Source organism: Pseudomonas sp. K2I15, assembly GCF_002204795.1.
Classification (GTDB): Bacteria; Pseudomonadota; Gammaproteobacteria; order Pseudomonadales; family Pseudomonadaceae; genus Aquipseudomonas.
The window spans coordinates 1-22,921 of the sequence record NZ_NIXO01000042.1 but is presented as its reverse complement, the minus strand read 5'-3'; the positions used below and the strand labels follow the sequence as shown (position 1 = coordinate 22,921).

General features: G+C 59.4%; 24 protein-coding genes. 15 read left to right on the top strand and 9 right to left on the bottom strand.

The features are described 5' to 3' along the window. The first annotated feature begins 29 nt into the window (after positions 1 to 29). Both CEC48_RS22000 and CEC48_RS21995 read left to right on the top strand, forming a co-directional pair. Positions 30 to 1,139: an HlyD family secretion protein gene (locus CEC48_RS22000; RefSeq protein ID WP_088425664.1), complete on the top strand. Its 1,110-nt coding sequence runs from the start codon at positions 30 to 32 to the stop codon at positions 1,137 to 1,139. Continuing rightward, positions 1,136 to 2,701, top strand: coding sequence for a DHA2 family efflux MFS transporter permease subunit (locus CEC48_RS21995; RefSeq protein WP_088425663.1), 1,566 nt, complete (start codon positions 1,136 to 1,138; stop codon positions 2,699 to 2,701). The genes CEC48_RS22000 and CEC48_RS21995 overlap by 4 nt, the downstream gene beginning before the upstream one ends. 159 nt (positions 2,702 to 2,860) lie before the next feature. Here the strand turns inward: CEC48_RS21995 and CEC48_RS21990 are convergent, their stop codons facing one another. Next, a complete protein-coding gene (locus CEC48_RS21990) occupies positions 2,861 to 4,243 on the bottom strand; it encodes a PLP-dependent aminotransferase family protein (RefSeq protein ID WP_088425662.1) in 1,383 nt (460 codons plus the stop codon). Between the two features lie 414 nt (positions 4,244 to 4,657). Here CEC48_RS21990 and CEC48_RS21985 point away from each other — a divergent pair, with 414 nt between their 5' ends. From CEC48_RS21985 to CEC48_RS21975, 3 genes are read left to right on the top strand one after another with little or no spacing between them, the layout of a single operon-like run. Continuing rightward, complete coding sequence (locus tag CEC48_RS21985; protein WP_088425661.1) at positions 4,658 to 5,683, top strand: TauD/TfdA family dioxygenase; 1,026 nt, start codon at positions 4,658 to 4,660, stop codon at positions 5,681 to 5,683. A 28-nt stretch (positions 5,684 to 5,711) separates the two neighbouring features. After that, the gene (locus CEC48_RS21980) at positions 5,712 to 6,497 is read left to right on the top strand and encodes a TSUP family transporter (RefSeq protein ID WP_088425660.1); all 786 of its coding nucleotides are present in this window, start codon (positions 5,712 to 5,714) and stop codon (positions 6,495 to 6,497) included. Between the two features lie 22 nt (positions 6,498 to 6,519). Further along, positions 6,520 to 7,272 carry an SDR family NAD(P)-dependent oxidoreductase gene (locus CEC48_RS21975; RefSeq protein ID WP_088425659.1) on the top strand — a complete coding sequence of 251 codons (753 nt, stop codon included), beginning with the start codon at positions 6,520 to 6,522 and terminating at the stop codon, positions 7,270 to 7,272. Positions 7,273 to 7,412: 140 nt separating this feature from the next. Here CEC48_RS21975 and CEC48_RS21970 read toward each other — a convergent pair whose 3' ends face one another. From CEC48_RS21970 to CEC48_RS21960, 3 genes are all read right to left on the bottom strand, one after another. Beyond that, positions 7,413 to 7,946 carry a hypothetical protein gene (locus tag CEC48_RS21970; RefSeq protein WP_088425658.1) on the bottom strand — a complete coding sequence of 178 codons (534 nt, stop codon included), beginning with the start codon at positions 7,944 to 7,946 and terminating at the stop codon, positions 7,413 to 7,415. Positions 7,947 to 7,991: 45 nt separating this feature from the next. Then, on the bottom strand, positions 7,992 to 8,795 hold the full coding sequence (locus CEC48_RS21965) for a putative hydro-lyase (protein WP_088425657.1): 804 nt from the start codon (positions 8,793 to 8,795) through the stop codon (positions 7,992 to 7,994). A gap of 90 nt (positions 8,796 to 8,885) precedes the next feature. Next, the gene (locus CEC48_RS21960; protein WP_088425656.1) at positions 8,886 to 9,833 is read right to left on the bottom strand and encodes a LysR family transcriptional regulator; all 948 of its coding nucleotides are present in this window, start codon (positions 9,831 to 9,833) and stop codon (positions 8,886 to 8,888) included. A 250-nt stretch (positions 9,834 to 10,083) separates the two neighbouring features. Between CEC48_RS21960 and CEC48_RS21955 the strand changes: the two genes are divergently transcribed. Together CEC48_RS21955 and CEC48_RS21950 are read left to right on the top strand one after the other, a co-directional pair. Continuing rightward, positions 10,084 to 11,367 (top strand): MFS transporter, encoded by a 1,284-nt coding sequence (locus tag CEC48_RS21955; protein ID WP_176438763.1) that lies wholly within the window; start codon positions 10,084 to 10,086, stop codon positions 11,365 to 11,367. A 110-nt stretch (positions 11,368 to 11,477) separates the two neighbouring features. Continuing rightward, positions 11,478 to 12,704, top strand: coding sequence for an OprD family porin (locus CEC48_RS21950; protein WP_088425654.1), 1,227 nt, complete (start codon positions 11,478 to 11,480; stop codon positions 12,702 to 12,704). Positions 12,705 to 12,707: 3 nt separating this feature from the next. Here the strand turns inward: CEC48_RS21950 and CEC48_RS21945 are convergent, their stop codons facing one another. Beyond that, positions 12,708 to 12,869: a DUF2986 domain-containing protein gene (locus CEC48_RS21945; protein ID WP_088425653.1), complete on the bottom strand. Its 162-nt coding sequence runs from the start codon at positions 12,867 to 12,869 to the stop codon at positions 12,708 to 12,710. Positions 12,870 to 13,012: 143 nt separating this feature from the next. Here CEC48_RS21945 and CEC48_RS21940 point away from each other — a divergent pair, with 143 nt between their 5' ends. Continuing rightward, complete coding sequence (locus CEC48_RS21940) at positions 13,013 to 13,639, top strand: glutathione S-transferase family protein (protein ID WP_088425652.1); 627 nt, start codon at positions 13,013 to 13,015, stop codon at positions 13,637 to 13,639. 145 nt (positions 13,640 to 13,784) lie between these two features. Beyond that, positions 13,785 to 13,955 carry a hypothetical protein gene (locus CEC48_RS31635; protein WP_176438761.1) on the top strand — a complete coding sequence of 57 codons (171 nt, stop codon included), beginning with the start codon at positions 13,785 to 13,787 and terminating at the stop codon, positions 13,953 to 13,955. A 90-nt stretch (positions 13,956 to 14,045) separates the two neighbouring features. On the opposite strand, the gene CEC48_RS21935 is transcribed toward CEC48_RS31635, so the two are convergent. Continuing rightward, complete coding sequence (locus CEC48_RS21935; RefSeq protein ID WP_088425651.1) at positions 14,046 to 14,618, bottom strand: TetR/AcrR family transcriptional regulator; 573 nt, start codon at positions 14,616 to 14,618, stop codon at positions 14,046 to 14,048. A gap of 164 nt (positions 14,619 to 14,782) precedes the next feature. On the opposite strand from CEC48_RS21935, the gene CEC48_RS21930 reads away from it, so the two are divergent. The 4 genes from CEC48_RS21930 (at position 14,783) to CEC48_RS21915 (ending at position 18,737) form a co-directional block, all read left to right on the top strand. Beyond that, entirely contained in the window at positions 14,783 to 15,883 is a 1,101-nt protein-coding gene (locus CEC48_RS21930) for an alkene reductase (protein ID WP_088425650.1), read from the top strand. Between the two features lie 71 nt (positions 15,884 to 15,954). Further along, positions 15,955 to 16,743, top strand: coding sequence for an SDR family oxidoreductase (locus CEC48_RS21925; RefSeq protein WP_088425649.1), 789 nt, complete (start codon positions 15,955 to 15,957; stop codon positions 16,741 to 16,743). A gap of 84 nt (positions 16,744 to 16,827) precedes the next feature. Beyond that, entirely contained in the window at positions 16,828 to 17,697 is an 870-nt protein-coding gene (locus tag CEC48_RS21920) for an alpha/beta fold hydrolase (RefSeq protein WP_088425694.1), read from the top strand. 41 nt (positions 17,698 to 17,738) lie between these two features. Further along, entirely contained in the window at positions 17,739 to 18,737 is a 999-nt protein-coding gene (locus CEC48_RS21915) for an NADP-dependent oxidoreductase (RefSeq protein WP_088425648.1), read from the top strand. 131 nt (positions 18,738 to 18,868) lie between these two features. Here CEC48_RS21915 and CEC48_RS21910 read toward each other — a convergent pair whose 3' ends face one another. Next, on the bottom strand, positions 18,869 to 19,585 hold the full coding sequence (locus tag CEC48_RS21910) for a class I SAM-dependent methyltransferase (protein WP_088425647.1): 717 nt from the start codon (positions 19,583 to 19,585) through the stop codon (positions 18,869 to 18,871). Positions 19,586 to 19,871: 286 nt separating this feature from the next. On the opposite strand from CEC48_RS21910, the gene tssB reads away from it, so the two are divergent. Continuing rightward, on the top strand, positions 19,872 to 21,323 hold the full coding sequence (gene tssB / locus CEC48_RS21905) for a type VI secretion system contractile sheath small subunit (protein ID WP_176438760.1): 1,452 nt from the start codon (positions 19,872 to 19,874) through the stop codon (positions 21,321 to 21,323). Between the two features lie 25 nt (positions 21,324 to 21,348). Here the strand turns inward: tssB and CEC48_RS21900 are convergent, their stop codons facing one another. Next, positions 21,349 to 22,212 carry a sensor domain-containing diguanylate cyclase gene (locus CEC48_RS21900; protein WP_088425645.1) on the bottom strand — a complete coding sequence of 288 codons (864 nt, stop codon included), beginning with the start codon at positions 22,210 to 22,212 and terminating at the stop codon, positions 21,349 to 21,351. Between the two features lie 64 nt (positions 22,213 to 22,276). Continuing rightward, complete coding sequence (locus CEC48_RS31630) at positions 22,277 to 22,426, bottom strand: hypothetical protein (protein WP_176438759.1); 150 nt, start codon at positions 22,424 to 22,426, stop codon at positions 22,277 to 22,279. 93 nt (positions 22,427 to 22,519) lie between these two features. Between CEC48_RS31630 and CEC48_RS21895 the strand changes: the two genes are divergently transcribed. After that, the coding region (locus CEC48_RS21895; RefSeq protein WP_088425644.1) for a helix-turn-helix domain-containing protein at positions 22,520 to 22,921 on the top strand (402 nt) is incomplete at its 3' end.

Here is a 22,921-nt window from a genome sequence, read left to right as displayed (position 1 = left end):
CCACTCATACTCAATGAGGTCATTTCGCCATGGACGCTCAAGTCAGCGCTGTGCCCGAACCCACAAAAACATCCCGGCGCAAACAGGTGCTGCGCCTGGGGCTGCTGACCCTGGCCGTGGTGGGCGGCGTGTGGTACGCCAGCCACTGGTGGCTGGTCAGCCGGTTTGTTGAAGACACCGACGACGCCTACGTGGGCGCGGATGTGACGGTGATCAGCGCCAAGGTGCCGGGCTATATCAGCGAAGTGGCCGTGCAGGACAACCAGTTCGTGCACGCCGGTGACGTGCTGGCGCGCATCGACGTGCGCGACTACCGCACCGCCCTGGCCAAAGCCGATGGCGCCGTGGCCGCGCAACAAGCCAGCCTGGCCAACCTGGACGCCACCGAACACCTGCAACTGGCCGTGATCAACCAGGCCAAGGCGCAGATCGACGCCACCGACGCCGAAGCGCAAAGGGCCGGCGACGATCAGGCGCGTTACCAAAACCTGGTCCGCAGCCAGGCCGTGTCGGTGGAAAGCGCGCAACGGGTCAGCGCCGTGTGGAAGACCGCCCGCGCCGATCACTCCCGGGCGCAAGCCGGGCTGCTGGCGGCAAACCGGCAAATCGATGTGATTGAAACCCAGCGCGGCCAGGCCCGCGCTGCACTGCAACAGGCTCAAGCCGAACGCGACCAGGCACAGCTGAACATCAGCTACACCGAACTGCGCGCCCCGGTGGACGGGTATGTGGGCAACCGCCGCGCCAGGGTCGGTGCCTACGCCGCGGCCGGCAGCCAACTGATCTCGGTGGTGCCGGCGAAGGGGCTGTGGGTAGACGCCAATTTCAAGGAAGACCAATTAGGCCGCCTGCAGATTGGGCAAAGCGTGAGTATCCGCGCCGATATCCTCCCCGGCCGTGAATTCCACGGGCACATCGAGAGCCTGGCTCCCGCCACCGGTGCGCAGTTCAGTGTGTTGCCGCCAGAAAACGCCACCGGCAACTTCACCAAGATCGTGCAGCGCGTGCCAGTACGCGTGCGGCTCGACAGCAACGACGCCGAGTTTGGCGCCCTGCGCCCGGGCTTGTCGGTGATGGCCAAGGTTAACACCCAGGAGGCGGTCGACGATCAGGCCAGCGCACTCAAGGCCCAGCTATGAACAGCCCGTTGCCGGCCCTCAGCACGGCGCAAAAGGTCGCGGCCTTTGCCACCATGTGCGTGGGCATGTTCATCGCCTTGATCGACATCCAGATCGTGTCCGCCTCGCTCAAGGACATCGGCGGCGGGCTGTCGGCCGGTGCGGACGATACGGCGTGGGTGCAGACCGCTTACCTGATCGCCGAAATCATCGTCATCCCCATGTCAGGCTGGCTCTCGCGGGTGATGAGCACGCGCTGGCTGTTCGCAGCGTCCGCAGCCGGCTTTACCTTGACCAGCCTGCTCTGCGCGCTGGCCTGGAACATCCAGAGCATGATCGCGTTTCGCGCCTTGCAGGGGTTTCTGGGGGGGTCGATGATTCCGTTGGTGTTCACCACTGCGTTCATGTACTTCAACGGCAAGCAACGGGTGATCGCCGCCTCCACCATCGGCGCCATCGCATCCCTGGCGCCGACTTTGGGCCCTGCCGTGGGTGGCTGGATCACCGATATTTCCTCCTGGCACTGGCTGTTCTACATCAACCTGCTGCCCGGTTTGTTCGTGACCTTTGCGGTGCCGATGCTGGTCAAGGTCGACCGACCCAACCCGTCATTACTCAAGGGCGCCGACTACATCGGCATGGCCCTGATGGCGGTGTTTCTCGGCTGCCTGGAATACACCCTTGAAGAAGGCCCGCGCTGGAACTGGTTCAGTGACAGCACCATCGCCACCACCGCCTGGATAGCCGCCATCAGCGGCGGGCTGTTTATCTGGCGCTGCCTGGAAATCAAGGAGCCGATTGTCGACCTGCGCGCGCTTCGAGACAGGAATTTCGCCCTGGGCTGCCTGTTTTCGTTCATCACCGGCATCGGCATTTTCGCCACCATCTACCTCACGCCGCTGTTTCTCGGGCGGGTGCGCGGGTATGGGTCGCTGGATATTGGCCTGGCGGTGTTTTCCACGGGGGTGTTCCAGTTGCTGGCGATCCCGGTGTATGCCGTGCTGGCCAACCGCTTCGACTTGCGCTGGATTTTGATGTTCGGGCTGTCGCTGTTCGCCCTGTCGATGTGGGACTTCTCCCCCATCACCCACGACTGGGGCGCCAAGGAGTTGCTGCTGCCCCAAGCCATCCGCGGGTTTGCCCAACAAATGGCGGTGCCGCCGGTGGTGACGCTTACCCTCGGCGCGCTGGCACCCGACCGGCTGAAGCTGGCCTCGGGGCTGTTCAACCTGATGCGCAACCTGGGCGGCGCCATCGGCATCGCGGCCTGCGCCACGGTGCTCAACGACCGTACCAACCTGCATTTTTTGCGCCTGGCCGAGCATTTGAACATCCAGAACGAATCCATGAATGTGTGGCTTGACCAGCTTTCAGGTAATGCCCAGGTGCTCGGGCAAAACAGCCTGGACGCCAGCCAGTTCGCGCTGCGTCAGCTGTGGGCGCTGACGTGGCGCGAAGCACAGACGCTGACCTATGCGGACGCGTTCCTGATGATCATGGCGTGCTTTGTTGTCGCTGTTTTGTTGGTGCCGCTGATGCGCAAGGTACAGCCGCCGAAGCAGCCATCTGCGGATGCGCATTGAAGAGGTGGTTTACGGACGGCCCTGCTTAAGCAGCAAAGCCTTATCACACATCACCAAGCAATCTCCGGGGAGCGCCGCGCGAGCGGCGCTCCCTCTTAAGAGCGCAAAAGACCTCAAGACACTCGCCTTCATGCCTGCCGCTGACCGCCTCCACAACAATCAATAAAACAACCGCGGTTCCGGCGCCGCCAGCAGGCTGACCAGCTTGGTCAACGCAAACCCCAACTCCGCACGGCTAGGCCCCATCAGGGCGATGCGCACCCCACGGGTGCTGGCGCTGCGCTGGGCCAGGAACTGGCTGCCACTGACCACGATCACGCCGTTGGCGCGCGCCAGGTTGGCAAACTCATCGCTGGTCCAGGGCTCGGGCAATTCGAGCCACACATGGAAGCTGTTGGGTTGGGTGCGAATGTCGTACGAGCCCAGTAGCTGCCGTGCCAGCCGCTGGCGCTCCGCGGCTTCCTCCTGTTGAACCCGCACCAATTGCGCCCCACGGCCACTGGTGATCAGGTTGCTGGCCAATTGGGCCATAAGCGGCGACGGCATCCACACGCTGCTGCGCACCATGGACGACAGCCGCGATAGGGTTTGCGGCGGCGCGTACAGGTAACCGATGCGCAGGGCCGGCAGCAAACTCTTGGACAGGCTGGTCAGGTAGACCGAGCGCTCCGGGGCATAGGCCGACAACGGCTTGTGCACGGGGCGTGTCTCAAGAAAGCCGTAGATATCATCATCGATGATGTACAGGTCAAACTCGCGGGCGATCTCGGCGATTTCCAGGCGACGCGATTCGGGCATGATCGAGTTGGTGGGGTTCTGGTGCGTGGTCACCGTCACCAGCAGCGTGGGCCGGTGCTCGGCGCACGCGGCCCGCAGCGCAGCCGGGACCAGGCCGTGCTCATCGACCTGCACGCCTTGCAGGCGACGGCCCAGACTGTGGGCCAGGGAGATGATCCCTGGATAGCAGTATTCCTCACACAGAATCATATCGCCGACGCTGGACAGGCCGCCGATGGCCACCAGCAAGCCGTGTTGGGCACCGGCCGTCAACACTATCTGTTGGGCGTTGGCGTCCGGCAGGCTGCGCTGCACCCACAACGCCCCGGCTTCCTTGTGCACGGAATGGCCGCCGTCGGTGACGTAATCCAGGATCGCCCCCAACTCGGGCGCCTGCGCCAACTCCTCGATCGCCCCTCGCAGCCAGTCGCTCATGCCGGTGTCGCAGGGCTTGATGATCGACAGGTCTATGTGCCCGGTATCTACCTTGGAGGCAGTGCCGGGCCTGACTGGTGCCAAGACACCGCGGGGCGGCAGCACGAATGTGCCCCGCCCCACTTCCCCGACCACCAGGCCGCGCTTGGCCGCCTCGTCGTAGGCGCGGCCTATTGTGCCCGGCGTCACTTTCAACGCTTCAGCCAGCTCCTTGAGGGTAGGCAGGCGCTCGCCTGCGGCCAGGTGCCCGGAAGCGATATCACGCGCCAGTGCGTCGGCGATCATCAAGTAAACCGGCTGGCCATGGCCGCTGTATTCAGGAACCCACATAGGAACGACACCAGAAACAACTGAAGCGCGAAATCCTACCATGAAACCCTCCATAAGCGTAATCGCAAAACAATCGACTCAATATAAGTCGATTTTAGACATTACATCGATTAAATAAATGTAATTTTCTTTCGGCCAACCCGCCGGACTTTTACCGTCGCCGCAAGGCAGATCGGCCGGATCCTGTACTGTTTATCCCCGCCACTGCAGAGGGAGAGCGCAGCTCCACGGCAGCGACTGCAGATTTCACCGCACGGAAAATTCAATGAAATCATCAGGTTGAATCAGTCAAGTGAAATGATGTCAATTTAGGTTTCAAAAACATATTGAGTCGATTGTTTTTTAAGAATTAGAATGATTGCACCGAATCAATATTCTTATTCATTCACATCAAAATATGGAACAGCACCTGAAATGGAAAGCGCACAGCTCAAGACCGCAGTCGACGCAGCAACCGCCCTGGAAATCCGTCTGCCTTGGGTTATAGCCAGCGCCTGGCAAACGGTGTTGAATCAGACACCCCTTGAGTTCGAACACAACCGGGACATCTACTTCCAACTCAAGGAACAGGCGCAGGACGTGCTGGGCACGACACTGACCGGGCAGATCCGCTCCTTTGTCGACAACCCGCAGTTGACCGCGCTGATCATCCGCAACTGCCCTCGTGATCGTGACACACCGCCAACGCCCTACTCCGGCGTATTGAGCCCGCGCAGCACACCCGTCGCGTGCCTGGTCAGCCTATCGATTCACAGTTTGCTCGGTATTAACCCGGTGGTGTACGAAGGCGAGAATGACGGCCGCCTGTTCCGCCACGTGATCCCGTCGCGCAGCGCCTCCAGCCAGAAAAGCTCCCACGGTTCGCGCCTGCGCTTCTCCTACCACGTCGACAACCCGGATCTGCCGCTATCTTCGGAAAACGTCGGCACGCTCTCCTGCTGTCCCGAATACCTGTCGTTCTTCGGCATGCGCTGCGACCCACGCATCAACACGACGCTGGTCAATGTTGATGAACTGGTGGCTGCACTGCCCGCCGCCACTGTCAGTGAACTGACCGCGCCACAGTTCGAGATTCATCGCCCCGACTCCTTCACCGGCAACCGTCGCAAGACCGCCGAGCTGCCCGTGCTGGTGCGCGGTCTGAGCGGCGAATGGCTGTGCCGCATGGACTGCGAGAACACCCACGCGACCAGCCTCAAAGGCGAGTGCGCGCTGAACACACTCAAAGCGCTGCTCGACTCGCGCCAGTTCGATGAGCCGCACCTGCTGCTGCCCGGCGACTTCATGATCTTCAAGAACCAGCGCGTGCTGCACGCCCGCGACGGTTTCGAGCCGCAGAACGACGGCGCTGATCGCTGGCTGATCCGTCTGTTCGCGGTCAACGACCTGAACCGTGTGCGCCATAGCCGCGCCGATCACCTTTACGAAGTTCTTTCCTGACCACCACATTGACTAGACAGGTACTACCATGGAATTACTCGGATCGTTCTGGGCCCAGCACTGGATACTGGCCATCATGCTGTTGGGCGCAATCGCTTTTGTCGCCGGTTTCGTAGATAGCATCGCCGGGGGCGGCGGGCTGTTTTTGGTGCCCGGTTTCCTGCTGGTGGGGCTGCCGCCGCAGGTAGCGCTGGGCCAGGAAAAGCTGGTCAGCACCCTGGGCACTCTGGCCGCCATCCGCAACTTCTTAGCCAACAGCAAGATGGTGTGGAAAGTGGCGTTGGTGGGCGTGCCGTTCGCACTGCTGGGCGCTTACCTGGGCGCCCACCTGATTGTGTCGATTGCCCAGGAAACCGTAGGCAAGATCATCCTGGCGCTTATCCCTGTGGGTATCTTGATCTTTCTCACGCCCAAGGACCGGCCGGTACAAGAGCACACACTCAGCGACCGCATGCTGTTCACCGTGGTGCCCCTGACCTGCCTGGTCATCGGTTTCTACGACGGCTTTTTCGGGCCGGGCACGGGCAGCATGTTCATCATCGCCTTCCATTACCTGCTGAAGATGGACCTGGTGTCCAGCTCGGCCAACTCCAAAAGCTTCAACTTCGCCTCCAACATTGGCGCTCTGGTCGCCTTCATCATGGCCGGCAAGGTGGTGTACCTGTTGGCCCTGCCACTGGTGGCCTGCAACATCCTGGGCAACCACATAGGCAGCGCCCTGGCCATCCGTAAAGGTAACGATGTTGTGCGCAAGGTGCTGGTGCTTTCGATGCTTTGCCTGTTCGCCAGCCTTGGCGTGAAGTACCTGGCTTGATTCAACCTTCAAGGAGAACCTGATGAAAACTGCATTTGTAACCGGTGCTTCCGCTGGCTTCGGCAAGGCCATCTGTCGTGCATTGATCGCTGACGGCTACCGCGTGATCGGCGGCGCCCGCCGCGCAGACAAGTTGGCGGAACTGGAGCACGAACTGGGCGAGCACTTCCTTGCCCTGACCCTGGACGTGACAGACGCCGCCTCGCTGGACGCGGCTTGCGAATCAATTCGCGACTCAGCACTGCACATAGACCTGCTGGTGAACAACGCTGGCCTGGCACTGGGTGTCGACCGCGCCCAAAGCGCCGATGCCAAGAACTGGGAGCGCATGATTGCCACGAACGTCACCGGCCTGGCCATGGTCACCCACAAGCTGCTGCCGGCCATGGTGGAGGCTAACAACGGGCTGATCATCAACATCGGCTCCATTGCCGGCACGTATCCCTACCCGGGCGGCAACGTATATGGGGCCAGCAAGGCCTTCGTTAAACAATTCAGCCTTAACCTGCGCGCAGACCTTGCGGGCACCAAGGTGCGGGTCAGCAATATTGAGCCGGGGCTGTGCTCGGGCACTGAGTTTTCACTGGTACGCCTGGCCGGTGACCAGGACGCGGTGAATGCCCTGTACCGCGACGTGGAGGCCATCCGCCCTGAGGACCTGGCCAACACGGTGGTATGGATAGCAGGCCAGCCGCCGCACGTGAACATCAACTCGGTGGAAATCATGCCGGTAGCTCAGAGTTACGCTGCGTTGAACATCGCCCGCAACCTGTAGCAGCTACCAGAGCAGGGATTTATGCCGGGCCAAGCGCGCCCGGCCTCAATCGACCTGCTGCGGCACAAGCTCAAGACGCTCATGTACGAAACGAAGTTGAAAAAGCACGGGTAGATTTCGATCTGAGATGTAATACCAGGTCATAAGGCCGCGATGTACTGGATCACCTCTGCAATCGCGTCAATATCGGGAGCCCCGCTCACGGCGGCTTCCGCGCTGCACCATGGGTAACTCAAACCTGATACCCACTTCATAACGCCGCCCAGATCCGCCGTCGGCAGTGTCTTCATATGCTCGATGGTGATAGTGAGCCTTTCGACCAGCCCCGATTCGGCGCTGAACTGCCACTCATACACCCCACACCCGACCCGGACTTCGCCGGTGCTTTTGTCAGACATGCCCACCAGCCATTTGCACTGATAGGTTTCGGCCCCCGCTTCAGGTGGCTGCCCCACGCAAAACGTATAGACGTTTTCAAAGGTCTGCCCGAATCGCCTCACCAGCACATCGCCGATGCCGCCAACCCCTTCAACGTGGGGCGGAAACGAGATGGACCCGGTGCGCACCACCATGTCCAGGATTGCGCCCGGAACAAACGCCCGGGTTAGCAAATGCGGACGGTTGCCGTCCTTGGCGAGTATGTAATGTTGAATCGCGAGTTGAGCAGTATTCATCGTTTGTCCGTCGCATCCATTTCGAGTGAGCGCAGCCTAATCCATTTACAAAGCGTTATTCCACAGATCCGTCACCAGCATGCAGCCGGGGGCGTGAGTGATACACAGCGGCGGGCGTGAAGCCTGCACCACCGATTGCGGGGTCACGCCACAGGCCCAGAACACCGGAATCTCGTCGGCTTCGATCGGCACCGCGTCGCCATAGTCCGGGCGGCCCAGCGAGTGGATGCCAATCAGCGAAGGGTCACCGATGTGTACCGGTGCACCGTGAACGTCTGGCATGCGCGCAGTAATCTGAATCGCCTGGATCGCGGCGGCGGCTTTCAGCGGCCGCATGCTCACCACCAGCTTTCCGCCCAGGCGCGCAGTGGGCCGCGTGTCGATGTTGGTCTGGTACATGGCGACGTTGAGGCCCAGGTCGATGTGCTTGAGGGCGATGCCGGCATCCAGCAAGGGCTGTTCAAAGGAGAAGGAGCAGCCGATGGCAAAGGCCACCAGGTCGTCCTGCCACAGGTGCTCGATGTCCACCGGCGCTTCGCTCAATTCGCCATGGCGATAAACCCGGTAGCGCGGCACGTCATGGCGGATGTCGATGGCGGTTCCCAGGTTGCGGAACACCGGGTCGCCGGGTTCTGTCACGTCGAGCAACGGGCAGGCCTGGCGATTGAGGGCGCAGTAGCGCAGGAATTCGTTGGCCCAATCGCTGGGCAGAATCACGATATTGGCTTGCACCCGGCCCTGCCCCAGGCCGCTGGTGTGGCCGTGATAGTGCCCGGCGGCGATGCTTTGGCGCAGGGCCAGCGGGGCGTGTTGCTGCAGTTGTTCGAAGGTCAGGGCGGGCTGATTCATCACGGCATTTCCACAGGTTTGGAGGCTCTTTTTAAAAAACCGTGGTGATGCCGTCCAACAAGGAATGTTGTTGCCCCCCACAACTAAAAGTTATTCATCGGGCTGCCGGGTGCCCAGGTTCGCTGTCGCCACCATGCGTTGCGGGCCGACATCAAGGGCGTATTGGCTCACCACCTGGCGGCTCATGTCGACGATGCTTTCAATCAGCTCCAGGCCCACGCCGGCGCGCCACGAGGCCACGACGTCCAGTTGCGGCAAGCGGGTGCCAGGCTCCAGTTGCACCACCTCGCCACGGGCCAGGTGCTTGGTCACCAGGGCCGCCGGTAAGGCGCCGATCCCGAAGCCGTCGCGGATCAGCCGGGTCATGGCCGACACCGAGTTAACGCAGCTGACGCGCGGCGCGCTGATGCCATGGGCATGCAGCAGGTTGAGGACGTCCTGATGGGGCCGTGAGTGTTTGGCGAAGGTGATGATGCGTTCATTGGCCATCTCCGCCAGCGATGCATAGGGCCGGGCATAGATCGAGTTGCTGGCGGCGATCCAGTGCATGGGGTAATGCGCAAGCTCCTGGTTGCGCATGCCTTCGTGGCGGATCAGGTCGGTCTGGAACACGATGTCCAGGTAGCCCTTTTGCAATTGCTCACACAGGTTGCGCGCGGCGTCGGCAGTGATCTCGATTTCGACGGCGGGAAAGGTCTGCATCAGGGTCGACATCAACGGGCGCAGCCAGGTGTGGATCACCGTGTCCATCACGCCGATGCGCACCAGGCCTTGCCGGGCACGGGTGTTGTCCAGCGACAGCTTCAGCGCGCGCTGCACCTCCAGCATCTGCTCGGCATAATCGAGCACCTTCAGGCCTTCGGGCGTCAGCGACACGCCACGGGAATCACGCACGAACAGGCGCAAGCCCAACTCCTCTTCCAGCGAAGCAATGCGGCTGGAGATCGCCGCCTGGGTGCTGAACATTTTCTCGGCGGTGAGCCGGAAGCTTTGCAGGCGCGCAACCCAGACGAAGGTTTCGAGAAATTTGAGGTTCATGGGGCTCTCCGCACGTGATGAGGTAGCAGTTGCAATTGTTACTCCACACTCGGCCTGTGGGCGCATCAAATTTTCTTATGCCTAACCTCACTTTTTTCCCGTTTGACGCGTTCGCGGCCCGGCGCGAAGAATCCGCCCCACGACGCCGAGCACCGCGTCGACTCCCCCACGACAACGCCTTCACAAAAAAATAATGAGGCGTGTCCGTTATCTTCGCTTGCTGCCGCAGGAACCTCCCATGGAAAAAACCATGACTGACCATGTGCCTACCGGCACGGCCCGCTTTCGCCCGTTCAGTTGGTATGGGCCTTTGTCGAAAAACGAGAAACGCACGTTCTGGAGCTGCAAGATCGGCTATGCCCTGGACGGCATGGATACGCAGATGCTGAGTTTCGTCATCCCGACGCTGATCGCCACCTGGGGCATTTCCAAGGGCGATGCCGGGTTGATTGGCACCTGCACCCTGCTGGCTTCGGCGGCAGGCGGTTGGGTGGCAGGGATTTTATCCGACCGCATCGGGCGGGTACGCACCCTGCAACTGACGGTGCTGTGGTTCGCGTTCTTCACCTTCCTGTGTGGCCTGGCGCAGAACTACGAGCAATTGCTGGTGGCGCGCACCTTGATGGGCTTTGGCTTCGGTGGTGAATGGACGGCGGGCGCGGTGCTGATCGGCGAAGTGATTCGCTCCCAGGATCGCGGCAAAGCAGTGGGCATGGTGCAGGCCGGCTGGGCATTGGGGTGGGGGCTGACGGCGTTGCTGTACGCCGGGTTATTCAGCGTTCTACCGGCGGAGGACGCCTGGCGTGCGCTGTTCATGATCGGCTTGGTACCCGCCCTGTTTGTGCTGGTGATCCGGCGGTTGGTCAAGGAGTCGGACACCTTCGAACACGCCCAGCGTGAACGCAAGGCCAAGCCCGAGCAGGATTCGCGCTGGGCGTTCTTCGAAATTTTCGCACCACGGATGCTCAGCACCACCCTGCGCGCCTCGTTGTTGACCACCGGCGCGCTGGGCGGCTACTACGCGATCACCACCTGGTTGCCAACGTACCTGAAAACCGAACGCGGCTTGAGTGTGCTCGGCACCGGCGGCTACCTCGCCATGGTGATCGTGGGTTCCTATATCGGCTACGTCACCAGTGCGCTGCTGACCGATGCCATCGGCCGCAAGAAGAACTTCATCCTGTTCGCCGTCGGCTCCATGGCGATCGTGCTGGCCTACACCCAACTGCCCATCAGCAACACCTGGATGCTCTGGCTGGGCTTCCCGCTGGGGTTCTTTGCCTCGGGTATTTTTGCCGGCATGGGGGCGTTTCTTACTGAATTGTTCCCGACACGCATGCGAGGTTCAGGCCAGGGCTTTTGCTACAACGCCGGGCGCTCTATCGCCGCGCTGTTCCCGCTGTTCATCGGGATGCTAAGCGACACCTTGCCGATGGGTACCGGTATCGGCGTGTTCGCCGCCGGTGCCTATGGCGTGGTGATTCTGGCGGCATTGAGCCTGCCGGAAACCCGCGGCCGAGCACTCGAGTCCTGAGACACCCGGGCAGCACTGCCCGGGCACCACACACAACCGTCTAAAAAACCATCGGCCGCGAGTGAAACGCCCCGAGAGCGTTCGCTTGCGCCTGAAAAAAGGAGCGGAGCATGAACACATTCACTTCATCGGTGGGCACCTTGCTGGGCCTGGGCTTGCTGTGCGCGCCCGCCGCGCACGCGGACTTCATCGCAGACAGCAGCGGCAACCTTGAGGCGCGCAACTTCTACTTCAATCGTGATTTTCGCCAGCCGGGCTCGCGGGAAAAAGCCGATGAGTGGGCCCAGGGTTTCCTGTTGCGCCTGCAATCGGGTTACACCGCAGGCACCCTGGGTTTCGGCCTGGATGCCCTGGGCATGGCCGGCTACAAACTGGATTCGGGCCCCGGCACGGCGGGCACCGGCCTGTTGCCGGCAGACACCCGCCACGGCGGCTCCCAGGACAGTTACGGCAAGCTGGCGGTGGCCGCCAAAGTGCGTCTTTCCAACAGCACCCTGAAGGTCGGCAGCTTTCAGATGAAAGACCCGGTGATCATCTCCAACGACACGCGCCTGCTGCCCGGGACCTTTCAGGGCGGGTTGCTGAACGTACAGGAAATCGACCACTTGAAGCTCACCGGCGGCGCGTTCAACCAGATCCGCTACGTCGACTCCACCGACAATCAAAAGATGACGGCCAACCGCATTGGCGGCACGAGCGACACGTTCCAGTTCGCCGGCGCGGACTACCAGTGGTTGCCCAACCTGCTGACTCAATACCGCTATGGCAAGCTTGAGGATATCTACCAGCAGAACTTCTTCGGCCTGGTGCATAACTGGGACCTGGGACGCGGCCAGACCTTGAAGAGCGACGTGCGTTACGCCCGCAGCGTCGAGGACGGCAACTTCCGCCCGCTGGACAACCGCGCCCTGGGCGGCCTGTTCACCTACAGCCTCAAGGGCAACTCCCTGGGGTTCGGCTACCAACGCATGAGCGGCAAGGACCCCTACCCTTACATCGGCCACAGCGACCCGTACCTGGTGAACTTCGTGCAGATCGGCGACTTTGCCAATATCGACGAGCGTTCCCTGCAAGTGCGTTATGACTACGACTTTGCGCAACTGGGCTTGCCGGGCTTGACCTTCATGACCCGCTACGTCACCGGCGACAATGTGCAACGTACGGCGCCGGGCGAAGGCAAGGAGTGGGAACGCAATACCGACATCGGCTATGTGTTCCAGGACGGGACGCTTAAAGGGTTGGGCGTGAAGTGGCGCAATGCGACGGTGCGTTCGAACTTTGGTAATGACCTGGATGAGAACCGCCTGATCATCAGCTATACGTTGGCGCTTTGGTAAAGCTTACTCGTCGTCAACGCGTACTGACTCGTCACGGGTTTCAGCCGCCAGTTTCAGTCGGTCTGCTTTACTGATGTACTTATCCTTGCGGGCCGGTGCCAATTTGGCACTGGCCTTTTTGGCCTTAGCCTTGAACAGTTGCTGTAATTTTTTTTGACGATTCATGTTTTCTATCCGGTGTGTAATCAGTGCTTGCCGTTGTGATTATCCCTCTTTCATGCGTTCATCCAAGCACATTTAATTCACGGCACTCCCCAGCGCCCCCGCGGTCTCTCCTTAACACCCCACTCTCGCCCAGCGGAGCCACCATGATCATCGTCCACCACCTCAACAACTCCCGTTCGCAACGCATTCTATGGCTGCTCGAAGAACTCGGCCTGCCCTACGAGATCAAGCGCTACCAGCGCGACCCGAAAACCAACCTCGCGCCACCCGAACTCAAGGCGATCAATGCGCTGGGCAAATCGCCGGTGATTGAAGACGGGGCCCAGGTGGTGATCGAGTCAGGCGCCATCATCGACTACCTGATTCGCCGCCATGGCAACGGCCGGCTGCAACCCGATCCTGCCACTGCCACCTATGACGAATACGTGCAATGGCTGCACTTCGCCGAAGGTTCGGCCATGCTGCCGCTGATGCTTAACCTGTACGTCGGGCGCCTGGGGGACGCGGGTGCGCCGTTGCATCCGCGCATCGAGTCCGAGGTGGCAAACTACCTGGGGTATCTGAACAACGCGCTGGGGCGAACGCCGTACCTGGTGGGTGAAGAATTGACAGGCGCGGATATCCAGATGAGCTTCATTGGCGAAATCGCCAGGGCTCAAGGCAAGTTGCAGGCGTACCCGAATGTGGCGGCGTGGGTGCAGCGGTTCCAGGAAAGGCCTGCGTATCAAAAGGCCCTGGAACAGGGTGGGGAGTATGCGTTTGCGAAGTGAAGAACATGACCGGGTTTGACTTCAAGGTACGATTTATATCGGCGCTGCCGTTCGTACCGCCGGAACCGGACCTGCGCCTTGACGAATTTGTTGTCTTCGAGGCTGGCCGGTCGTTTGCTTCAACCATGATTTCGATAACGAGCGCGTGTTCATCAATTCTACGTTGATGCTGTTTGCGCAGTGCCTGTGCATCTTCCAGGAGCATCTGCGCAACAGTAGGATTGAACGTTGCCTGGCTGAGACCGAGCAGGTTGACCCAGCAGCGGCGGTGCCAGGTGCGATGTGGGCCGACGCGGTCAGCGAGGAGCTCGGTTGAGCTGAATGCTCAAGGTCGCGCTCCACATCTGTCTGGGAAGTCCACGGGTATTCAATTAACGTCCGCCCAGCCAATCGTAGGCTGTTTTTTCTAACCCAACGGCAATGACGCCAATAACTCAGTGCGGCAAATTTCGAGTATTTCATCCGCAAGAGGAGAGTCATCCGGGCACGCCCGCGACAACATGACTGCGCCGATTGCATGCGCCAGCAGATCGATCATTTTTGCTCGAGCGTCTTGCTTCGTCGCCCCCGCCCCCGCCTGGTACTTTTCCTCGAGCGCTGCGAGCGTGCGGTCTACCCCGCTTGCAAAGGTCGCCTTTAACTCATCTGACTGGCGGGCAGCGTCACCACACAGCGCGGCCATCGTGCATCCCCCACCCCTGCCGTCTCTGTGATCTCGCGACACATACATATTTACGAACCCCGCAACATCGAGGTCGCAGGTACTGGATAAGGATTGCGAAAGGCTATTTTCAGCTGCCTCGGCCATCAAATCTGCCTTGGAGCCGAAGTGTTTGTAGAAGCCTCCCTGGGTAAAACCGGCAGTCGCCATCAGCTCCGCCACACCCACACCATCGTAGCCACGCTCACGAAATAGCTCTGAAGCCGTCTCCACAATATGAGCCCGGTTGGCGAGTGATTGCATCTTGGTGATCTTCATTTCTCGCCCCTATGCCTCTTAAACAATTGCCTCATCATACTATGATGTCGATCATAATCAAAGTTGTTGACGACTTTGATTATGACTGACATCATAAATCCATTACCGCAAGCCTTTGCTACTGGCGCAGATCCCCGTCATTGATCAACGAGTATGAAATCGATATGAACGACAAGACCTTGTTTGAACCCTACACGCTCGCCTCACTGACGCTTTCCAACAGAATTGTAATGGCGCCATTGACGCGAAACCGCGCTGGGGCAGGCTTTGTTCCGAGCGAGCTCGCTGCGACCTATTACAGTCAGAGAGCATCCGCGGGGCTGCTGATTTCCGAGGCCACACAGATCTCGCAGCAAGGACAGGGCTATCAAGATACGCCCGGGATTTATACGCAGGCGCAGATAGACGGTTGGCGTACGGTCACAGAAGCCGTTCACGCAAAGGGCGGACGTATTTTCCTGCAGCTATGGCATGTCGGACGCGTGTCCCATACAGACCTTCAGCACAATGGCGCAGCACCGGTGGCCCCCTCTGCGATTCGCCCAGCGACGAAAGTTTTCGTCAACAACAGTTTCGTAGATGTTTCGCAACCTCGAGCTCTTGACATCAGCGAACTACCTGGAATCGTTAACGACTTTCGCCAAGCCGCATCAAACGCAATTGCTGCAGGTTTTGATGGCGTAGAAATCCATGGCGCGAACGGCTACCTCCTTGACCAGTTCCTCAAGGATGGTGCGAATGTGCGCACGGATGCCTACGGTGGCTCGGTTGAAAATCGTGCCCGCCTTCTGCTGGAAGTCACAGCGGCGGTAGTGAGTGAAGTCGGTGCGCAGCGAACAGGTATCCGTCTGTCTCCAACGTCCCCCGCCAATGGTGTTTCCAGCACCGCCCCGCAAGCTCAATTCGACTACCTCGTCGAACAACTCAACGCCTTGGGCTTGGTTTACCTGCATGTGGTCGAAGGCGCCACCGGCGGGCCGCGCGAGGTTGCGCCGTTCGACTTCGGGTCCTTGCGTCAGCGCTTCAATAACACCTACATCGCCAACAATGGCTACGACCTGAGTCTGGCCACCTCGACACTGATCGAAGACAAAGCCGACCTCATCGCCTTCGGACGTCCGTTTATTGGTAACCCTGATTTGGTAGAGCGACTCAAGACCGATACCGCTTTATCCGCATTCGACCCGACCACTCTGTATGGCGGCGGCGCAGCTGGCTACATCGACTACCCGACGCTTACTGAAGACGGCCAAGGCAACCACTGAATATCACCTTTGCGCGCTTTCCAGCGACACATGTGAATCGCCAATCGACATCCACAGCAGAGAATCAAGCCATGAGTATCCCTACTACCGTTCTCATTACCGGCGCCTCCACTGGCATCGGCGCCACGTATGCCGAGCGCTTCGCACAACGCGGGCACAACCTCATACTGGTAGCCCGCGACAAGAATCGGTTAGACGCTCTCGCAGAGGGGCTGCGGGAAAAACACAATGTCGCCATCGATGTACTTCAGGCTGACTTGACCCAAAGCAGTGACTTGGCGACCGTCGAGACACGCCTTCGCGATGATGCCAGCATTGGTATCCTGGTAAACAATGCTGGCGCGGCGCAATCCGGCAGCTTTATCGAACAGTCAACCGACAGCGTTGCTCATTTGGTGACGCTCAACACTACTGCCCTGGTCCGACTTGCCAGCGCTATCGCCCCACGGCTGGCACAAGCTGGAGACGGCGCGATTATCAACATAGGTTCAGTGGTTGGCCTGGCACCGGAGTTCGGCATGACGGTCTACGGTGCCACTAAGGCCTTTGTGCTGTTTCTATCACAAGGTATGAGCTTGGAATTGACGCCCAAGGGTGTCTATGTGCAAGCCGTCTTGCCAGCCGCCACGCGTACCGAAATCTGGGAGCGGGCAGGTATCGACATCAATACCCTGGCTGACGTCATGGAAGTGGGTGATCTAGTCGATGCGGCGCTGGTTGGTTTTGATCGTCGCGAGCCGGTAACTATTCCCCCCTTGCAGGATGCCGCCTGCTGGGATGCCTTGCAGGCTGCACGCCAGGGCTTACTGTCGCAGATTCGGCAATCCGATGTCGCCGAGCGATATAAAGCCAAGACGTAAAACATCGTGAAGCAAGCGCTGGCACTGGAGCGCCTGCAACGGCGATCTGACTTGCAGCTTTTCGACCTGAATCACGGGGCCAACATGCCTATTCAAAACACGAAAACTCAAAGCGGATCGCCCACTCGATTCGTCAATGCAGCGAATCAATGGATCAAGGCCAATGGAACGGCGTTCGCTTACCGAGACATGGGCCCCAACGACGGATTGCCGCTGGTTTTGCTGAATCATTGGGGCGCCGTGCTGGACAACTTCGACCCTGGGATCATGGACGGGCTCGCAAGCAGCAGACGCATCATCGCCACTGACTATCGAGGAGTCGGCGCTTCAGGTGGTATCGCCCCGACAACGGTCAGTGAAATGGCAAACGATGCCATCGCAGTGATACGTGCGCTGGGCTTTGAAAAAGTCGACCTGCTGGGGTTTTCCCTTGGCGGGTTTGTGGCCCAGGAAATCGTGCTGAACGCGCCTGACCTTGTGCGCAAACTGATACTGACCGGCACGGGGCCCGCCGGCGGTCACGGCATCGACAAAGTCTGGTCAGTGTCTTGGCCGCTGATGCTTAAAGGCTTGCTGACGTTGCGCGATCCAAAGACCTACCTATTCTTCACCTCGACAGCCAATGGTCGGCGGGCCGCCAAGGATTTTCTGAAGCGCTTGAAAGAGCGCAAGACGGACCGAGTTAAAAACCCTACGCCAACCGCGTTTATGCGGCAGTTGAAAGCCATTCATGCATGGGGCAGGCAGCCTGCGCAAAACCTTAGTCGCATACAGGTACCGACGCTGATTGCCAACGGTGATACCGACATCATGGTTCCGACGGTGAACTCCATCGACTTGGCAAGCCGGATCCCAAACTCACAGTTGGTCATTTACGAAGACGCCGGGCACGGCGGCATGTTTCAACATCATGCGGACTTCGTGATGAAAGTAACGGCATTCCTGGATCACTGAAGCGGCTTATTCCCCTTAAAAGCCATGAGAATTGAATCACCATGAAGGCATTTTTAATTGACCGTTACGGTAAAAAGAACGGACGTATCAGCGAGGTACCCGCCCCTGAAGTGGGTGCCCATGACGTTCTTATTCAGGTGTATGCCGCAAGCGTCAACGTGCTGGACTCGAAAATAAGTACAGGCGAATTCAAACTGATCCTGGCGTATTCATTTCCGTTGATATTGGGTAATGACTTGGCGGGAGTGGTGGTTAGCGTAGGGTCTTCTGTGCGGCGCTTCAAGCCGGGTGATGAGGTTTATGCACGCCCTCCTGAAGCGCGCATAGGCACATTCGCCGAGCTGATTGCGGTACATGAAGACGCACTGGCGTTGAAACCTAATAACCTCAGCATGGAAGAGGCCGCCTCCCTCCCGCTGGTTGCGCTGACGGCATGGCAAGTGTTGGTTGAAACCGCCAGGCTGAAACAAGGGCAGAAGGTGTTTATCCACGCAGGCTCCGGTGGCGTAGGCACCCTTGCCATCCAGCTCGCCAAGCATCTGGGCGCCTTCGTCGCGACAACCACCAGCACCCGTAATGTGGATTGGGTCAAGGCACTGGGAGCAGACGTTGTCATCGACTACAAGAAGCAAAACTTCGAAAGTGTCCTGCAAGACTATGACGTCGTATTGAATAGCCTGGGCGCTGATGAGCTGGAAAAATCGCTCACTATTCTGAAGCCGGGTGGTCAGCTCATCTCCATCTCGGGGCCACCGACTCCACAGTTTGCACAAGAGCAAAAACTGCCCTGGGTACTGGGCCTGGTTATGCGGATGTTGAGCAGCGGTATCCGCAGAAAAGCACGCAAAAAGAATATCAGCTATACGTTCGTATTTATGCGTGCCAGTGGCGCCCAACTAGGTGAGATAACGGCGCTTATCGAGTCCGGCATTATAAAACCGGTGATCGACCGAACGTTTCCTTTCGAGTCGACAGCCGACGCCTTGAGCTATGTCGAACAAGGAAGGTCAAAGGGCAAGGTCATCGTTAAAGTCAAATAGCTGCCCGTCCCTATCACTCCATTAAAGTCGGGGTCAGACACCATTATTTTAAATGTGGCCCTACCCCGATTTTCACTGGAACAGGGCGGGGAGTATGCGTTTGCGAAGTGAAGCATAGGGTGCCTCGGTGCCTAACTTGCTTTGCAAGTCAGCCAGGCGCTCCAGAAAAGACTGCTGAAGAACCGGGTAGTGTCCCCGAACCCAGCATCATGCAGCAGTTGCTGAACCGCCGCCTCGGAATGCGGCGGGTCAGCCCCCTGGAGGATTTTCCCGAGCTTGATCTTCACCTCCTCCGGGCTGGCGCCATGCTGCCGCCACCGTTGCCCCCAGGCCGCCAGCAATAACGGTTGGCTGGCATAAGCGTATTGATTCCCCGCGACAATCAGCGGTGCACCCGGTTTTAGATGGGCCCGAATGGAGCGCAGGATTTGTCGCTTGGCGTCATCACCATCAAGATGATGGAGTACGCCGATCAACGTGGCTGCGTCGTATGATTCGTCTGCGGCCAGGTCTTCAACGTTTCCAAGATGTATGACCGTTTTTTCAAGCAGGTTGTTTGCCGCTAACTGCTGCGTCGCAGCCCCCAGCATCGGCTCGGAGGGATCGACCGCAGTGAAGTGCCAACCTGGCTCCAGCGCGGCCATCGCAATAATCTCCTGCGCCGTACCGCCCGCGCCGACGACCAGTATCTTTGCCGATGTTCTCTCACCCAGGCTTGCCGCGAGCATGCATGCTGCGAGGTCCTGGCACGCGTCATAGCCTGCCAATGCGATACGGCTCTGCCTTGCGTATTCACTGGCGCGTGAGGTATCAAACTTTTCAGCAGCGTTGAGCGGGGATGATTTCAAGGTAACTCTCCAAGTCCTCAAATCAAGCTATCCCATGCTCTGGGATAATAAAAATTCATTAATTTCATGCGCTACATTCCTGCAAGGAATGCAGTCTTTGAAGGTTTTTCTCGTCTACGGCGCGGGGCCGAAAGCAGCCAACTCTGCTGTATTGCGTTAACGCACTGGATGAGGATTACTGGAGGCCGTTTCCAATCTTGAGATGACCCGCGATGTTCGAACTGGCCCCTATCTTGACGTACGTCGCCGTTGTGATCGGTCTCGGCCCCGCCTTAAGGAGAGCGGCATGACGGGTCAGGTACGGGTGCACATCACCTATGACGTGCAGACAGGTGGTAACGTCGAGAAGCAGGAGTTGCCCCTGGTGGTGGGCATTCTTGCGGACCTCTCCGGCAATGCAGCCGCCGCCCAGCCAACCGCGCTGGCTGAGCGTGGCTTCACCTCCATCGACCATGGCACCTTTGACCAAGTCCTGGCGGCAATCAATCCTCGGCTGAGTTTCACCGTTGAAAATCCGGGCGGCGCTCGCCAGGTCAACCTCTCCTTCAAGAGCCTCAACGACTTCAACCCGCGTCATATCGCCGACCAAATCGAAGACCTCATAGGGCTCGATGAACTCGACCAGTACCTGCGCGCGCAACTGAACCTGATTCTGCACGCACCAGAACTGCAAAAACTCGAAGCCTCCTGGCGCGGCCTCCATCAACTGCTCATCAACACCAGGACCGCCACAGCAGTGACGTTTCGCCTGCTTGACGTGACCCAGGAAGCGTTGCGCCTGGAGCTTGAGGCTGCCGTGACGTTCGACCAAAGCGCCTTGTTCAAGCTGCTCTTGCAGGCCGGTAACGCTGGCGACGAACCCTTCGGCGTAGTGATGGCCGATTTCGAGTTCGGCCGCAGCCCGGCAGACATCTCGATGCTGGGTCAGTTGTCCGCCATCGCCGAGGCTGTGCATGCGCCCTTCATTGCCGCGGCCAACGCCCAATTGATCGGGCTGCAATCCTTCGAAGACCTGAACAAGGTGAATAATCTGGCCTTGACGTTGCAGAGCGATGCAATGGCTGATTGGCGCGCCTTGCAGAGCGCCGAGGGTTCGCGGTCTCTCTATCTGACCCTGCCACGCTATCTGTGCAGGCGCCCTTACGACCCAATCAACAACCCGGCTGCGGGCCTGCCGTCATTCCATGAATGTTCGGCCGGCCTGTGGGGCAACGCCGCCTGGTTACTTACCCGGCGCATTGTCGATGCCTTCGCCCAGCATCGCTGGTGGCCCGAAACGTTGGTTACCGACGGTTTTCCCGTCGCTACCTGCCCGACAGAAGTGGCGATAACCGCGGCAAATGCACACTCGCTCGGCGCCTTGGGCTTTATTGCACTGACTCATCGGCCCGACAGCGATGAGGCAGTATTTGCTGGCGGACAAAGCCTGCCTTGCTTGCTGGATGCATCGCGCTTTGCGCTTTACATGACAGTCATCATGCGCAGCAAAATCGGCAGCTTCATGACGCATAGCAATGTGGAGTCTTATCTAAATAACTGGATCAGCCAGTACGTTTTGATCGACGACAATGCCTCCCCCTCCATCGAAGCAACCTATCCGTTGCGGCACGCACTGGTCAGCGTCACGGATGTACCCACAGCCCCCGGCAGCTATAGTGCGACGGTATGGCTGCGGCCGCATTTCCAACTGCAAGGGCTAACGGCCTCGATTCGTCTGGTGATCAGCTTGCCGACCTGAGAGGCCCACGAACCCGACAGGCTCATCACTGCGCAGCAAACCGATGCCTTTTTATCCGGTACATATCCCCATCCGCATGGCTGAGCAGCGTGTCGGCATCCTCCCCATCCGCCGGATAAAAGGCCACGCCGATACTGCAGGATGGCATCTTCAGCCCGCCAAACTCAGCGCCCAGCGGCTCGGCCATGACCGCGAGTATCTGCCCCACCTTCCCGGAAACGGCGTCCTGCGACTGGATATCCGTCAGCAGCACCGTGAACTCATCACCGCCCATCCGGGCCACCAGGTCGCTCTCACGCACGCAGCCTTCCAGCCGTCGTGCAATCACGCAGAGCACACGATCGCCTACGGCATGGCCATGCACGTCGTTGATGCCCTTGAAGTCATTGACGTCCAGAAAGAGCAACGCCAGCGTGGTGTTGTGATGCTCTGCTGCTTGCAGGGCCACATCCAGTCGGTCATTGAACAGCGACCGGTTGGTGAGGGCCGTCAGCGGATCGTGATGAGCAAGAAAACGTAACTCCTCCTCAGCTTGCGTAAGGGCCGTGATGTCCCGCGCAACACCGATCCGCGCGCCTACCTCTTCAGACCAGAAGGCCGCCCACAGGATGTGCACGACGCTGCCATCCTTGCGGATATAACGGTTGCGGAAGTCGACGTGAGGTTTGCCATTCATGACCCGCACGATCGAGGCGCGGGTTCGCGCCAGGTCCTCAGGGTGCATGTAGTCGGTGATCAGGGTGCCGGTCAGCTCGTCGGCGCGGTAACCCAGCAACGCTTCGCAGGCATCACTCACAAACACAATCTGGTTTTCACTGTCGACAACAAACACCGTATCCAGCATCAGGTGGATCAGTTTGGGATAGAGGGCTTGCAGGTCAACGGCCATAGGTCAGGGCGTCCGGTTCAGATTCGCCGATCATAGCCCGATCATGAAGAGAGGCGAAAAGGAATCATAGCGGCCCGCAAAATAGCCGCAGGCAATGTTGCTGCCCCAACTGAGTCGCCACCAACAGGCTGCGCCACCCTTCGAGGTCGTAGAACAGCGCCCGCCAGAGCAGCCACAACCAGTGGTAGTAGAGGTGGAACACGAACCAGATCATTCGGCGACTCGGATTTTATAATGAACGAATGATTGCTATGCTGAACAATAGGCAGCAGTGCGTCAATCCAATTCAGGATGATTTAAGAAACAAATGACCGATATAACGAACAACCCGATCAGCAACACACCGAGCCGAATCGACCTGCTGGCCCTGTCGATCAAACGCGAACGCCAGTGCGCCGGGCTTTCGTTGACCGAACTGGCGAAGCGCGCCGGGGTGGCGAAGTCGACCTTGTCGCAGCTGGAGTCAGGGATCGGCAACCCGAGCATTGAAACCCTGTGGTCGCTGGCCACGGCGATGGGCTTACAGGTGACCCGGTTCTTCGAACAGCCCCAGCAGCACCTGAGGGTGATTCGCGCCAATGAGGGGCTGACGACCTATTCCGAAAATGCCCACTACGCGGCGACACTGCTTGCGGATTGCCCGGCGGGCGTGCGGCGCGATATCTATCGGCTAAAGGTGCAGCCCGGCGAAGTGCGCGTGTCCCAACCC